At 41.2% G+C, this 15,528-nt stretch carries 15 protein-coding genes; 5 read left to right on the top strand and 10 right to left on the bottom strand.

Annotation, left to right across the window (positions count from 1 at the left end):
- Positions 1-26 precede the first annotated feature (26 nt).
- The 3 genes from lpxB to surE all read right to left on the bottom strand — a co-directional run bounded on the left by lpxB (position 27) and on the right by surE (position 2,313).
- Positions 27-1,139: a lipid-A-disaccharide synthase gene (gene lpxB, locus LX92_RS03650; RefSeq protein WP_109648892.1), complete on the bottom strand. Its 1,113-nt coding sequence runs from the start codon at positions 1,137-1,139 to the stop codon at positions 27-29.
- A 1-nt stretch (position 1,140) separates the two neighbouring features.
- Entirely contained in the window at positions 1,141-1,425 is a 285-nt protein-coding gene (locus LX92_RS03655; protein ID WP_109648893.1) for a hypothetical protein, read from the bottom strand.
- A gap of 114 nt (positions 1,426-1,539) precedes the next feature.
- Positions 1,540-2,313, bottom strand: coding sequence for a 5'/3'-nucleotidase SurE (surE, locus tag LX92_RS03660; RefSeq protein ID WP_109648894.1), 774 nt, complete (start codon positions 2,311-2,313; stop codon positions 1,540-1,542).
- A gap of 205 nt (positions 2,314-2,518) precedes the next feature.
- Between surE and LX92_RS03665 the strand changes: the two genes are divergently transcribed.
- From LX92_RS03665 to cas2, 4 genes are all read left to right on the top strand, one after another.
- Positions 2,519-4,714 (top strand): carboxy terminal-processing peptidase, encoded by a 2,196-nt coding sequence (locus LX92_RS03665; protein ID WP_109648895.1) that lies wholly within the window; start codon positions 2,519-2,521, stop codon positions 4,712-4,714.
- A 344-nt stretch (positions 4,715-5,058) separates the two neighbouring features.
- On the top strand, positions 5,059-5,190 hold the full coding sequence (locus LX92_RS22965) for a GIY-YIG nuclease family protein (RefSeq protein ID WP_317047046.1): 132 nt from the start codon (positions 5,059-5,061) through the stop codon (positions 5,188-5,190).
- Entirely contained in the window at positions 5,187-5,399 is a 213-nt protein-coding gene (locus LX92_RS22970) for a hypothetical protein (RefSeq protein ID WP_317047047.1), read from the top strand. The genes LX92_RS22965 and LX92_RS22970 overlap by 4 nt, the downstream gene beginning before the upstream one ends.
- Positions 5,400-5,584: 185 nt before the next feature.
- Positions 5,585-5,890 (top strand): CRISPR-associated endonuclease Cas2, encoded by a 306-nt coding sequence (gene cas2 / locus LX92_RS03675; protein ID WP_394340337.1) that lies wholly within the window; start codon positions 5,585-5,587, stop codon positions 5,888-5,890.
- A 622-nt stretch (positions 5,891-6,512) separates the two neighbouring features.
- Here the strand turns inward: cas2 and LX92_RS03680 are convergent.
- Entirely contained in the window at positions 6,513-7,964 is a 1,452-nt protein-coding gene (locus LX92_RS03680; RefSeq protein ID WP_109648897.1) for a sugar porter family MFS transporter, read from the bottom strand.
- A 503-nt stretch (positions 7,965-8,467) separates the two neighbouring features.
- Positions 8,468-8,929 carry a peptide-methionine (R)-S-oxide reductase MsrB gene (gene msrB / locus LX92_RS03685; protein WP_109648898.1) on the bottom strand — a complete coding sequence of 154 codons (462 nt, stop codon included), beginning with the start codon at positions 8,927-8,929 and terminating at the stop codon, positions 8,468-8,470.
- A gap of 156 nt (positions 8,930-9,085) precedes the next feature.
- Between msrB and LX92_RS03690 the strand changes: the two genes are divergently transcribed.
- Positions 9,086-9,898: a DNA/RNA non-specific endonuclease gene (locus LX92_RS03690; protein WP_109648899.1), complete on the top strand. Its 813-nt coding sequence runs from the start codon at positions 9,086-9,088 to the stop codon at positions 9,896-9,898.
- Here LX92_RS03690 and rodA read toward each other — a convergent pair.
- From rodA to LX92_RS03715, 5 genes are all read right to left on the bottom strand, one after another.
- Positions 9,895-11,178 (bottom strand): rod shape-determining protein RodA, encoded by a 1,284-nt coding sequence (rodA, locus tag LX92_RS03695; RefSeq protein ID WP_109648900.1) that lies wholly within the window; start codon positions 11,176-11,178, stop codon positions 9,895-9,897. The two genes, LX92_RS03690 and rodA, sit on opposite strands and share 4 nt — an antisense overlap.
- Positions 11,168-13,036, bottom strand: a complete 1,869-nt coding sequence (mrdA, locus tag LX92_RS03700; protein ID WP_109648901.1) for a penicillin-binding protein 2 — start codon at positions 13,034-13,036, stop codon at positions 11,168-11,170. The genes rodA and mrdA overlap by 11 nt, the downstream gene beginning before the upstream one ends.
- Positions 13,037-13,105: 69 nt before the next feature.
- Positions 13,106-13,612 (bottom strand): rod shape-determining protein MreD, encoded by a 507-nt coding sequence (gene mreD / locus LX92_RS03705; protein WP_109648902.1) that lies wholly within the window; start codon positions 13,610-13,612, stop codon positions 13,106-13,108.
- Positions 13,605-14,417, bottom strand: coding sequence for a rod shape-determining protein MreC (gene mreC / locus LX92_RS03710; protein ID WP_109648903.1), 813 nt, complete (start codon positions 14,415-14,417; stop codon positions 13,605-13,607). The genes mreD and mreC overlap by 8 nt, the downstream gene beginning before the upstream one ends.
- 76 nt (positions 14,418-14,493) lie before the next feature.
- Positions 14,494-15,522, bottom strand: a complete 1,029-nt coding sequence (locus tag LX92_RS03715) for a rod shape-determining protein (protein ID WP_109648904.1) — start codon at positions 15,520-15,522, stop codon at positions 14,494-14,496.
- Positions 15,523-15,528 lie beyond the last annotated feature (6 nt).

Consider the following 15,528-nt stretch of genomic DNA (forward strand, 5'->3'; position numbering starts at 1 on the left):
AGGCAAATGGTCTATGAATCCCAAATTTAAGCATTTTCTATGATTAGCTTGGCCACTTTACCACTGGCACCCCTGCCACCCAACTTTTGTTCCAATTGGTCATAGGCCTTCAATTGGTCTTCACGGCTACTGCCTTCCAATATTTTGGCAAGTTCGTTTTTTAGGTTTTTGGTGGTCAAATCATCTTGGATCAGCTCCCTAACGATTTCCTTATCCATGATCAGGTTTACCAAGGAAATATACTCTAGGGTTATGATGCGTTTTGCGATTTGATAAGATATCCAATTGGCCTTATAGCACACGACCTGTGGTACTTTAAACAATGCGGTTTCCAAGGTTGCCGTACCGCTGGTGACCAATGCGGCATGGGATACGCTCAAAAGGGCATAGGTCTTATTGGAAACAAAACCCACATTCGTATTTTTCAAAAATGGGGCATAAAACTCGTTATCCAAACTTGGGGCCCCAGCGATGACAAAGTAATAATCGGGAAAATCGTCGGTTACCGAAAGCATGGTCATGAGCATTTTTTTGACTTCCTGTTTACGGCTACCCGGTAGCAGGGCGATGATGGGTTTGCCGTTGTCAAGCTTATTCGCTTCCCTAAATGACTTTTCGTTTATTTCACCTCGGTTTTCAATGGCATCGATTAAGGGGTGGCCCACAAAATGGACGTGAAAGTCATGTTTTTTTTCATAGAAATCCTTCTCGAAAGGAAGGATTACATACATCGCATCGATGTTCTTTTTTATTTTTTGGATCCGTCCTTCCCTTGAAGCCCAAATTTGGGGTGATATATAATAATTGGTACTGAAACCCTGTTGTTTTGCCCATTCGGCAATGCGAAGGTTAAATCCGGAATAATCGATAAAAATGATGATGTCGGGGTTAAAGGCGGCAATGTCGTTTTTACAGAATTTGATGTTGGCAAAAATAGCGCCCAAGTTCATAATGACCTCAATAAAACCCATAAAGGCCATTTCCTTATAGTGCTTCACCAAAGTGCCACCGGCGGCTTCCATAAGATCGCCACCCCAACATCTGATTTGGGCATCGGGATCTTTTAGTTTCAATGCCTTGATCAAATTGGATCCATGAAGATCTCCGGATGCTTCCCCTGCGATGATATAGTATTTCATTTTAAAATACTTTGTAATAAAGAATGATCAATGCAGTGAGCAAAGTGGCGATTAAAACCCCTTTGGCACGTTGATCCCTTCGTATTTTCAAAAACCCAAAAAAGGCCACGAGGTTCAGAATCGCACCAAGTGCCAACAGACTTCCAACATGTCCTTGTTTAATGGCGGCTTCAAAGGTTTCGGAAATGCTGAAATCCGAAAATAGTACGATATAGGCCATCGTGCCTATGGTATTGGCGATAAGGCCTATTATAAAGCCGATAATAATTTCTTTTTTAGTGTTCATGGTTCAAATTTCAAGTACAAATTCAAGATTTGTCCAAATAGTTTTTTTCGATTGTACGAGTATGCCAAAATACAAAATACCTTTTACTCAAAAAGGACATCCTGTTGGAAACAATTACAGGTCCCAACCGTTCAGTTCCTGTATGGCATGGTGCGCCGTTAGGTCGAATTGGGTGGGTACGATGGATATATAATCATTCGCCAAAGCCCATTCGTCGGTATCTTCCCCTTTGTCGAGAAGTTCAAATTCACCGGTAAGCCAATAATATTCCTTACCCCTGGGGTTTGTTCGTTTGTCAAATTTTTCCTTCCAGTTGGCCCGGGCCTGTCTGCATATTTTTATTCCTTTTGGCAGGCTTTGATCTATTTTCGGTATGTTCACATTGAGAACCACACCTTTGGGAATTTTGTTTTTAAGGGCCTCGTTAACGATGCTTATGATGGCCTCCTTGGCCGATTCAAAATCGGCATACCAGGAATAGTCGCATAAGGAAAATCCAATGGCCGGAACCCCCTCGATACCAGCTTCGATGGCAGCACTCATAGTACCCGAGTAAATAACGTTGATCGATGCATTCGAACCATGGTTTATGCCGCTGATGCAAATGTCGGGTTTACGGTCCAAAATTTCCTGAAGGGCAAGTTTTACACAATCAGCGGGTGTGCCACTGCAGCTGTATTCGACTAGGGCACCATCGGTTTGGTCTATATCTGCCTTCGAGGAATACAAGGTATTGTCGACGGTAATGGCATGTCCCATACCGGATTGTGGACTATCAGGTGCGACAACAACGACCTCCCCGATTTCAGACATAAAACGGATTAAAGCCCGCAGTCCAGGGGCGGTAATACCATCGTCATTGGTCACAAGGATAAGGGGTTTTTCCATATCACATACTTTATTAGGTAAAAATACGTTTAAAAAAACAGAAGTTCCCAAATGGTGTTTAACAAAAATTTAATGTCACGGACTTAAGTGCTGGCACGGTTTTTTCAGTATATTAGGGAATCTGATTGACCCATTCGCAGGTTAATGCGGAATCTTAAAATTTAGAAAGAAGAAAAGGTTATTAATAAATAACAAAGAATATTTTATGAGAAGGAACTTAGCCTATGCCCTAACCGTGATGCTCGTTGCAGTCGCATCTTGCAGTTTCACCAATAAATCCTACGAGTTTGAGGGTGATGACAAGGATAAATTGTTGTTGGACCTGATTACTTACGTTTTGGAAAAAGGGCATTACGAACCCAAACAGATTGATGATGATTTTTCGGTGAATGTATTTGAGGATTTTATCGATGTCCTTGACCCCACAAAAAGATATTTTTTAGAGAGTGATATCATGGAGTTTGAAAAATATAAATTTCAAATCGATGATCAAATCAACAATACCGACATCACTTTCTTTAACGTGGTCTACAACCGGCTCATAGAACGGATGAACGATGCCAAATTGATCTATAAGGAAGTATTGGATGTTCCCTTTGATTATTCCGTTGAGGAAAGCATTAGTATAAAATATGAGGAAGAACCTTTTGCCGCTTCCAGGGATGAGCTTAAGGAACGATGGAGAAAACAATTGAAGTATGCTACCTTAGGTACCTATGATTCTAAATTGACCCAATCTGCAAAACAGCCAAAGATTACCAAAAAGGTAAAAAACGAACAGGTTGAAACGACCATAGAGGATCCTGGGGTTTCAGAAGAGGAATTGGGGAAGGCTTTAACACCGAAAGAGGCGGAAAAAGAAGCAAGGGAGACGACAAAGAAAACCTTGGATGAGTTTTTTGATTTTATCGATGATTTGGAACGTAAGGATTGGTTTGTACAATATATCAATACCATTGTTGATGAATTTGATCCCCATACCTATTATTTTGCTCCTGAGGATAAGGAAAAGTTTGATGTGAGCATGTCGGGTAAATTTGAGGGTATCGGAGCACGATTGCAAAAGAAACCCGAAGGGGCCAAGATCGTGGAAATCATTTCCGGGGGACCGGTTTGGAGAGACCAGCGTATGGAAGTTGGTGATGAGATCATCAGGGTAGGCCAAGATGGTAATGATCCCGTAGACATTGTAGGTATGCGATTGGATGATGCCATTAAATTGATCAAAGGCCCAGAAGGCACCGTAGTTGATTTAACAGTGCGTAAAGTCGATGGTTCGATCGAGGTCATTTCATTGACAAGGGATGTGGTTGAATTGGAGGAATCCTATGCCAAATCGGCCAGTATCATTAAAGGGGACCAGAAATTCGGTCTTATCGATCTTCCTAAATTTTATGTCGATTTCAATGATTATTCTGAACGGAATGCAGCGACCGATGTGGCCAAGGAGGTTGATCGTTTAAAGGAGGAAGGTGTTGAGGGATTAATTCTTGATTTACGTGATAATGGAGGTGGTTCATTGAAAACAGTGGTTGAAATGGCCGGATTGTTCATTAAGGATGGTCCGATCGTACAAGTGCGGTCCAATGGAAAAGGCAAGGATGTTTATGACGATAAGGATGAGCGTATTCAATGGGACGGACCTTTAGTGATCTTGGTCAATGAGTTATCGGCCTCGGCTTCCGAAATTTTGGCGGCTGCAATGCAGGATTATAAACGGGCCATAGTAATTGGTAGTAAGCAAACCTTTGGTAAAGGAACGGTCCAGAATGTGATTCCTTTGGAAAATATTGTACGTAGTAATGAGCATGGCGATTTAGGGGCCATAAAGTTAACGACCCAGAAGTTTTATAGGATCAATGGTGGTTCTACCCAGTTGGAAGGCGTGAAGAGTGATGTTGTGGTGCCGGACAAGTATAGCTATATCGATTTGGGTGAAAGAGATCAATCGAATCCATTGAAATGGGATAAGATCACCCCAGCGGAATATAATATCTGGAACGGGTATATCGATTATGAGCAAACCATAGCCAACAGTGAAAAGCGAATGGCAGCAAACCCTCAAATAAAATTAATCGAGGAAAATGCCAAATGGATCAAAGATCAACAGGATGAAAATCTTATTTCATTGAACTATGATGTTTATAAAGAAGAAGAGACAAAGGACAAGAAAAAATCCGATTACTTTAAATCTTTGACCGAATACGATTCTAAATTGACTTTTGAATCATTGAAGTATGAGGAGGAATTGTTTACCAAGGATGCGGACTTAAGGGAGAAAAGAGATCGTTGGCACAAGAATTTAGCCAAGGACGTATATGTGGAAGAGGCTGTGAATGTGCTACAAGACCTTAAAATGAATAACCTGAAGCATGCCAAATTAGCAAGTGTAAAGGGTTAGAAAGCCTATAAAAAACGATTATACATTAACCCTGACCTTTAGCGTCAGGGTTTTTTTGTGCTCTTGATTATCGTAGAAATACGGTATGCCCTACCTCGTTTTTCCTATAAATGGGATGTATCTGTTTTTGGCGCCACGAATAACTTGTATGGATGTTTTTTAGGGAGTAGTGGAAGGTTGTTGTATCAAGAGTTTCTATAAATAAATTGTCAGTTCGAGCGCAGTCGAGACCTCATTCGTAAAGAAGGGACCAATAATTTGTCAGTTCGAGCGCAGTCGAGAACTCAGCAACAAGGGTAAAACATTAATTTGTCAGTTCGAGCGCAGTCGAGAACTAAAAAACCATGAAAACATATTACGTGTATATATTGGAATGCAAAGACGGCTTATTGTACACAGGTGTTGCGAACCACCTGGCCAGACGTTTCGATGAACATCAGTTGGGAAGGAACAAGACCTGTTTTACTTATAAGTGAAGACCGGGCTTATTGGGCATGAAGTGTTCAATGATATAGGACAGGCCATTGCCATTGAGATACAAATAAAGAAATGGAGTAGTACAAAGAAAGGGGCCTTGGCGAATGGTGATGAAGAAATGATACGGATTTTGGCCGAATGCAGGAATGCAAGCCATTACAAATTTAGACCTGAAGGAGGTCTCGACTGCGCTCGACCTGACAGATAAAACTCGTATGAATGTGTTGACCATGGATTGTGTTCGGATTGACAAACGCATATCCATGCCAATGTGGTGAACTTAGACTTCGTTTGATATGATAAAGTTAGACTCTGGTTAACCCGATTAATCGATTATACTGATAATTTAAGATGAGTGTAAACCATTTTAACCGTTTAAACCAATATAGAAGTATGTGGGTACTTGTATTCTTTGATTTGCTGACCGAAACACGAACCGACTGTAAGGTAGCGACACGGTTTCGTAAAAATCTGTTTGATGATGGTTTTACTATGTTACAATTTAGTATATACCTTCGTTTTTGCGCTAGTCGTGAAAATGCCGAGGTGCATATTAAACGGACTAAAATGAATTTACCGAAAAAGGGAAAGGTCTGTATTATGCAGATTACCGACAAACAATTTGGGATGATTGAATTGTTCCACGGACAAAAAGAAACAGAACCCGAAACCCCCACCCAACAATTAGAACTTTTTTAGCATTCAAAATGTCAGGTCGAGCGCAGTCGAGACCTCATTCGTAAAGAAGGGACCAATAAATTGTCTGTTCGAGCGCAGTCGAGAACTAATTAAAAAGAAAAAAGGACAGATAATGTAAGATCGAGTGCAGTTGGGAACTCGTCTAGATGATAAGAACCAGCTTGTCAGGTCGAGCGCAGTCGAGACCTCATTCGTAAAGAAGGAATCAATTAGGTGTCAGGTCGAGCGCAGTCGAGACCTTGATAGGGGCTTTATATTTCTACAACACCCTCTAAAAATTAGGATACCAGCTTATTATGTCGGGATAACCATGTGAACTATCCTTAACCCTTCGACTACGCTCAGGACATGAATCAAAGAACGGGCACCTAAGTCCCAAATAAGGAAGTTGGAAATAATATAGTGTGTTACGCTATATTTAGTAAGGCAACGAAGAAAACCTTGAGGAAAATCGGATTCAAATTCGCAGCGGGTCATTGCTATGCGCCATATTTTTATACTTCATGGTTGGGAAGAACCTTTTGCACGAAAGGCTAAAATAATAAGATGCCCCGATTTTTAAAAAGCGAGGCATCTTAAACATGATTTATGCACTATATGAAAATAGACATGGCACAAGTGTTTATTTCTTAGCAAATAAGGCTTCCATTTCTTCCAATGTCTTGCCTTTGGTTTCAGGGATGTATTTGTAAACAAACACAATAATGATTATGATAAAGAAAGAGAACAGGAAGTAGGGTAGGGCATTGTTCCAAGTACCTCCGTTCATGATCAAGCCATTGGACTCGCTTTCAACCACTATAGGGAACGTCTGTGAGACAAAATAGTTGGCCAACCACTGTACGGCCACGGCTACTGCCATCGCTGTACTACGTATTTTGTTGGGGAACATTTCTGACAATAATACCCAAACAATAGGGCCCATAGACATGGCGAATGAACCTATGAAAATCAAGACTCCAATCAAACTGACAATACCTTCACTGGAAGATATGGTTGGTAGGCCAGCAGAATTCACACCGGCATAATCACTGAAATAAAGTGTAAAGCCCATCAATAAAAACCCGATTAGCATTCCAAAACCTCCAATGATCAATAGTGGTTTTCTACCTAGTTTATCCACAGTGAACATGGCGACAAACGTAAAGATAAGATTTACGGAGGCCAATAATATCTGTTGTAAAAGAACATCATCCTGTCCAAAACCAAGGGCTTGCTCAAATATATCGGCCCCATAATACAGTACTGCATTGATTCCGGTAAATTGTTGCAACGCCGATAATACCGTACCGATAATCACAATAGGAAGCATGGTTTTATTGAAGATGGATGCTTTTACCTTGGTGCTTTCCGCTTTTATGGAATCTTTGATCGCTTTTATTTCCTTTACAGCGATTTCTTCACCGTGTATTCTGGTCAATATGTTTTCTGCTTCTTCCTCTTTTCCTTTGATCATTAGCCAACGTGGACTTTTAGGCACAAAAAACAAGAGCACAAAGAAGAAACCTGCTGGCACCAATTCTGACCAGAACATATTACGCCATCCAAAGGCTATATTCTCACTTTCGCTCAATTCTGAACCAATAAAATAAGTGACCAAGAAGACCACAAAGAAACCGATGACCACTGCGAGTTGATAGAAGGTAACCAAAATACCCCTATTTTTTGCCGGGGCAATCTCTGCAATGTACATTGGGGCGTTCATTGAGGCCATACCTATGGCAATACCCCCGATGAGCCTAAAAATGACCAATAAGGTGGTCGATTCCGGTAATATACTGGGTAATCCTGATCCCCACGCTGAAATTAAAAATAGAACAGCGGAAATAATCAATGAATTCTTACGGCCAATAGCCTTACTAATAAGTCCTGCCGAAGCTGCGCCGGCCAAAGCCCCTAAAAGGGCGCTACTAACAATAAAGCCTTTTAAGGCTCCGGTAAGTTCGAAATATTTTGAAAAATAGAACTGGGTGCCATTGATGACCCCTGTATCATAACCAAATAATAACCCGCCTAGGGTTATTACAATGGTGATAAAATAGATGTTGATTTTTGCGGTAGATGTTTTACCCATGGTTGTTTTGATTTTAATTAGTTTAATCTTTTACTGCTGCTACGACCTAAAACATTAGAGGCAAATGTCCCAAAAGAAGTCTGGGATATTTGCCAAATTATAATTCATAAAGCACCAGTCGAGGTTTGGTTTTCCTAATGTCTTGTTTTGATTTAGGATCCTAAATCACATAAAACATCGGTATATCAAATATAGTTTTTTGTTCTGTAAATGACCCCTGTATTCCTCTAAATTTTATAACTAAAACGCAGGATTCCGTGGTTTGGGCAGGGCTATTTTTTTTCGTTCCAAGAAATATCGTAGATTATCGTTTAAGGGGGTATAATCCAAAAATGATGGATTTTAGTACACTACCGTATTCGGGAACTGTCCGTTGTATAAATTGGGGAGGATTGACAAGTTTTTATTGGGTTAGGGCATCTGTTGTCAGGCGGCAGACCCATGTAGCTCCTGTTTAGGGTCATCCTACTGAATATACAGCTTCCATTCGCTATGGAGTCGTTCTAATCGATATCGGCTTCCTTGGTGTTTAGAACCAGTGATTCGGAATTGACACAGTAGCGTAAGCCACTCGGTTCGGGTCCGTCAGGGAATACATGGCCCAAATGGGCGTCGCAGGTGTTGCACATTACTTCGATCCTGATCATGCCAAACGAGCTGTCTTTTTTGTATTGGATTGCGTTTTCCTTGTACGGCTGTGTAAAACTGGGCCAGCCTGTGCCGGACTCAAATTTTATGGTAGAGTCAAATAAGGGGGTGCCGCAGCAGACACAATTATATTTCCCAGCTTCATGTATGGCACAAAGCGCTCCTGAATGGGGGGGTTCCGTGCCCTTTTTACGGGTAATCCTATATTGGTCCGGAGTAAGGGTTTCACGCCATTCGGTATCGGTCTTTTCGATCCTGCGATCTGGTTTTGGGTTTCCTTTGACCGTAAAATTGATGATATCTTTCCAGGTGAGCATAGCTTATTTTCCTTTCTTTAATGGTTCGTATCTATTTCCTTTTGCATAGTAAGGATTGAATACAACTTCGTGAAGTTCCATGGTTAGTCTTTTTCCTAAATGGAACCTTACAGGATTAAAGGTTGGGGCTTTGCTAAATTAATTTAAATTTGCCAAGTGAGCCGAGCCCTGAATAATAAAAATCTTTATGCGATATTAATTGCACTATGTGTCATTGGCTTTTGGCTGTTCGATAATTTTTATACGCCGGATACCTATTCGACGTCTTCGGATGACGGACTGGAAACGGAAATACCAACCTATTTTTTGCCGAGTTCGTCAACGGGTGATGTGGTGGCACATGATCATTTTATGTTGTCTTATAATGAACCTTTTGAGCAGGCCGAATGGGTGGCCTATATGCTCAAAAAGAGTCATCTGACCTATGACGATAGAAAGCGGCCTTATTTTATTGAGGACCCTAAAGTGAAAACGAAATCTGCCGATTGGCGTAATTATAAGGGGTCAGGATATGACAGGGGACATTTGTGTCCTGCTGGCGATCGTCGTTTTTCCGAATATGCCTATAATGAAACCTTTTACACGAGTAATATAAGTCCGCAAGACCGGGATTTCAATTCCGGGGTTTGGAATGAGCTTGAAATGCAGGTCAGACGTTGGGCAAAACGGTATGGCGAACTTTTTGTGGTCACGGGGGGTGTTCTTGGGGAAGGTCTTGATCAGATTGGGGAAGAGGATGTTGATGTGCCTGATTATTACTATAAGATCATAGCAAGGGGAAACGCCAAGGACCTCAAGGTTATCGCTTTTTTGATGCCCAACCAGGAGAGTTCCAAACCAATACAACATTTTGTTGTTTCGGTAGATCAAATTGAAAAGTTGACAGGTATAGATTTTTTTGAACAACTGCCTGAAAGTAAGGAGACTGCTGTGGAAGCGAAATCAACATTATCCGGATGGAAGTTTTAATTCCCCTCCTTCAACCTATTCGAGTCCAACTTTAGGAAGATGAACAACAGGATGGTGAAAAAGAGTAGACCTGAGCCTCCGTAACTAAAAAATGGCAGTGGTATGCCGATGGTGGGTAAAACGCCGATTACCATTCCGATATTGATGAAATAGTGGATGAATAAAATGGAGATGACGCCGTAGCCGTACATTCGGGCAAATGGGTTTTTCTGTCTTTCCGCCAAATACACCAATCGTAAAAATAGGATGGTAAATAGAAGTATCACCGTAGCGGTACCAATAAACCCCCATTCCTCACCTACCGTACTGAAAATATAGTCGGTATGTTGCTCAGGCACAAAATCGCCTTTGGTACGGGTGCCTTCCAAAAATCCTTTACCAAAAAAGCCTCCGGATTCAATGGCTTTTTCAGATTGATAAGTATTATATCCTATGGTTTTTCGTATTTGATCGAGCTTTTGAGGGTCTTTTTCCAAACGAAGCCAAAGTCCGAAACGATCTCTGTGCCGTTGCTCGAAAACGTTGTTGAAAACAAAGTTAACCGAGAGTGAGAATAGTATGGTTGCCGCGATAATTATGGTCAATGGGAAAACCGGGACTTTGAATGTTTTCTTTTTCAACAGGAAGAATAGCGCAATGACCAAGCCTAGAAAAATGACGATCCATATGGTACCAAACATCAACGTAGTGATGAAAACCAATATGGTCAGTAGGCCAATGACCAAATAATAGAGGGGTAGGCCCTCCCTGAAAATAACGAACATTAACGCGAAAAATACCAATGCACTGCCAGGGTCTGGTTGGGGTATGATCAATAGTGCGGGCAATAGGATGATGCCTACGGCAAATATTTGATCCTTTTTCCTTTTGATATCGGTCTGAATGTCACTCAAGTACTTCGCTAAGGCCAAGGCCGTCGCTACTTTGGCAATTTCTGAGGGTTGTAAATTGAAAAAACCTAGATTATACCATGAGGTAGCACCGGCTATTGTCTTGCCAAAAACAAACAGTCCCAGCAGCAATACCATGGAAATCACATAAAATAGACTGGAGAACCGTTCGAAAAAATTCGCCTCAAGCGCCAAAATTATAATTATGGTTACGATGCTGACCCCAAAAAAGAATAATTGCTTACCGTGAAGTGAAGCGAAATTAAAAATGGAAGGGTCGGTATCGGTAAAGGTGCTCGAATAGATATTTATCCAGCCTATCCCTACCAAGGCGACATAGATGGTAATGGAGAGCCAGTCGAGACGTTTTAGAATGCTTTTACCAGACATATTCGTTTATCTTAAACTCTTCGCCACTGTACGGTTTAGCGTATTCGTGATCTAAGGTTTTATCAAGCATTCTTTTTTCCAGGTCTTTTCGGGTAATTTCCCCCTTAATGTATTTTTCGATCATCAATGATGCGATATGCCCTGCATAACGTGAACCGAAATATCCATTTTCAATGTACACGGCTATGGCTATTTTTGGGTTGATTACGGGTGCGAAGGCAACGAAGAGCGAATGGTCGGTCAATTGGGTCTTGACCCCATCAATAATCGTAAAGTTCTCAACGGTTCCCGTCTTGCCCGCGATTTCTATATCGGGTATCTGCAACCACCTCGCGGTACCCTTGTGGTATACATCGGCCATACCATCGATTACAGGTTCAAAATGCTTCCGATCAATGGTAGTATGCTTCATTTCCGTAAATCTGGGTATCGTAATATCCTTTCCGTTGACCTTTTTTAGGATGTGGGGCGTATAATAATACCCGCGATTTGCTATGGCAGCCGTCATATTGGCCATTTGAATGGGGGTTACCGCGATTTCCCCTTGACCAATGGAATTGGATATGATATAGGAAGAACTCCATCGATTGTCTCCATACCATTTGTCGTAATATTCTTTTGAAGGAATACGACCAGGCCTGCCCGTATGTAAATCAGACCCCAAGTACCCGCCAAGGCCAAAACTGCGCATGTGTTTTTCCCAAACATCCATGGCTTCGTCCGTAGTATCGAATTTATCATATATTTTTCTGAATGCCCCGGCAAAATAGGCATTGCAGGATTTGTATATACCCACGTGCAAATCGCGAAGCCCACCACCACAGTGGCATCCACGTTTTGTTTTGCCTACATAAAAACCGTGATAACACATTATTTTAGTGTCCGGTGTTATGGCACCTTCCTGTAGCGCAATCAATGCATTTAGGGTTTTAAAAGGGGAACCGGGAGAGGGTTCTGCCAAAAGGGTACGGTCCCAAGTAGGATTTGCTATGGAGTCGTTATAGAGTTTCGTGTAATTTTTAGATCGTTTTCTTCCAACCAAAAGTGAAGGGTCATAGGTAGGTCCGGAGATCATTGACAGGATTTCTCCCGATGAAGGTTCTATGGCAACGATTCCGCCACGTTTTCCATTCATTAGCAATTCCCCGTATTCCTGAAGGTCCTTGTCTATGGTGATGCTAATTTCCTTTCCTTGTTCAGGGGGAGTGTCCAAGGCACCATCCTTATAAGGTCCAATATCCCTATTGAATCGATCTTTTTGAATGTATTGCACGCCTTTTTTTCCTCGTAAGGTGTCTTCATAGGTTTTTTCAACCCCGGTCCTCCCTTTCAATTCCCCTTGGACATAATAGGGGTTCTCGGCCAAATCCCGCTCATTGACCTCGCTAATATAGCCTAAAACGTTGGCGGCACTTTTTGTGTCATAATAGCGGAGTGATCTTTTTTGTATGTAAAAGCCCTCAAAATGACGCATTTTTTCTTGAAGTTTCGCGTAATCTTCTTTTGACAGTTGGGGTACCAATACCGATGGAAGCCTAGGGGAGTAAACCCTGGCTTTTTTAAGCTTTTTGATAAAGGTATCCTTGTCCAAGCCAATAAGATTGCAGAACATCAAAGTGTCTAGGGGTTTAACCTCCCTAGGAATGACCATTACATCGTAGGCTGGGTCATTACCTACCAATAATTTGCCGTTACGATCATAAATGTATCCTCTTTCGGGATAGTCGTAAATAGCCTTAATGGCAGGATCTTCCAAAACCTGGTCCGGGGAAAAACTGAATATCTGTAAGTAAGACAACCTACCGATAAAAACAATTCCAATAATCAGGATAATAGATGATAGAAGAATCTTCTTCATTGAAGATGATGATTTTTAAGCTTAAGGAAATCAATCCTTTTTTATATTCGACAAATAGTTATAAAAACCTTATTCCTTTTTCACACTGAATAAAGTACTGAACAATAAACACAAAATTAACGAGGCAAGGCCATTAGACAATACTTTTTTCACAATTAACAGCAAATTGGCAATGCTGAAAATCTCCATTGAAAAGTAAACCGAATGGTGTACCAATATTAATAACGCCAAAAATGTAAATTGTTGTGCCTTAGTAGTGTTACTTAATTTAAAACTTTGAAATTCATAATTTATGCCGAATACAAAGCGCATAATGGCGGGCCTTAAGTAGGCAATGGTGGTGGTTGCGGCCGCATGTATGGCCATTGTGTCTGAAAGGAAATCGACAGACAGTCCCAAAAGAAAGCTCAATCCAATGAAAACGGCCCTGTTTTCCTTGATAGGGTACCAATATAAGAACATGATATAGACCATGGGGTTGATAAACCCAAAAAAGTTGAGTCTATTGAACACCAATACCTGTACTAGGACTAGTAGTATGAAGCGTATAATATTTATGAAAATACCTCTATTCATTGCTTGTGGCTTCTTCCAAATCCAGGATTTCCTTTCGGTCTAAATTTTTGATGATATATACATTTTTGATATTGGTCATGTCATTGAAGAGGTTTACATCTATTCTGTAAAAGCTCTTGGAAATGTCGAGATCGAATTTTTTAATGGTACCAATAGGGATGTTTTCGGGGAAAATGCTACTCATGGCTCCCGTAACGATGGTGTCCCCAATGTTCAAGGGTACCAAACGGGGAATATCTATCAATTGCACCGTGTTATAGGTTTTGGTGTCCCAAATCAAAGAACCAAAATGATTGGTGTTCTTTATTTTGGCATTGATATTCGATTTTGTGTTGAGTATACTTTGGACGGTAGCGAATTTATTGGAAGTATTTTCCACGATGCCAAGGATCCCCAAATCGGTAATGACGCCCATATCCTGGGAAACACTGTCGTTTTCGCCCCGATTTATGGTAATATAGTTTCTGGGATCGGCATAACTATTTTTGATTACCTGTCCGGAAATCACCGTGTATCTTACGCTGGAGTCAACTTCCACACTCGGCGATGTGGTTGTATTGAATAGCTTATTGCGTAATCTTTCGTTTTCCTTAAGCAAACGTTCATTCTCATCATCCAAGTCAAAATAGGTATTGAAACTATGGGAGAAGCCGTAAATATTCCCAGCGACCCAGCTAGAGGAATTAAAGAATCGTGATTGATGGTATGAATGCGATTGAATCGTGAAGGCCAAGGAGATAATCATCAATAGGATATAAAGAAGTAAATTCTTATATCGAATAATAAAATTGATAATCTGCTGCATTCACTTTTATTGATTTAGTACCTCGGTCGAAAATCTTGATAATGAGCCGTACGGTCTACTTGCTAGTCTTTGGATTTTATTTGATTAAGATACTCTTGTATCGCTCCAAATTTTTCAAGGCTATTCCGGTCCCCCGAACAACGGCACGCAATGGATCTTCGGCAATGTAGACGGGAAGGTCTGTTTTTTGCGAGAGTCTTCGATCCAACCCTCTCAACATAGATCCACCACCTGCAAGGTAAATACCGGTATTGTATATATCCGCGGCCAATTCCGGTGGAGTTTGCGATAATGTTTCCATTACAGCATCCTCAACCCTTAGAATGGACTTGTCCAATGCTTTGGCGATTTCCCTATAGGATATCTGTACCTGCTTTGGTTTCCCGGTAAGAAGATCACGCCCTTGTACTGATTTTTCATCAGGAGGGGTTTGTAGATCTTCTGTAGCCGAGCCTATTTCTATTTTAATGGCTTCCGCAGTGGCTTCCCCAACATAGAGGTTGTGCTGCGTACGCATATAATAAATGATGTCATTGGTAAATACGTCACCCGCAATTTTCACCGATTTGTCACAGACAATACCCCCTAAGGCGATTACTGCGATTTCGGTGGTACCACCACCTATATCAACAATCATGTTTCCTTTGGGTTGCATGATGTCCAAACCGATACCTATGGCCGCAGCCATGGGTTCATGTATTAAGTACACCTCTTTGCCATTTACGCGTTCCGCGGATTCCTTTACCGCTCGCATTTCAACTTCTGTAATACCGGAAGGAATACATATAACCAGTCTTAGTGCAGGGGGAAACCATTTTTTCTTTAAGGCAGGGATGTTCTTTATAAACATCATCAGCATCTTTTCAGATGCATCAAAATCCGCAATAACCCCATCTTTCAATGGTCTAATGGTCTTAATGTTTTCGTGTGTTTTTCCCTGCATCAAGTTGGCTTCCTTGCCAACGGCGATGATCTTCCCAGAAATACGATCTCTGGCAACGATTGACGGACTGTCTACAACGACTTTGTCCGCATGAATGATGAGGGTATTTGCCGTACCTAGGTCAATGGCAATTTCCTCGGTTAAGAAATCAAAAAATCCCATTTTAAG

Origin of the sequence: Maribacter polysiphoniae, from assembly GCF_003148665.1 — a bacterium.
Taxonomy (GTDB): Bacteria; Bacteroidota; Bacteroidia; order Flavobacteriales; family Flavobacteriaceae; genus Maribacter_A; species Maribacter_A polysiphoniae.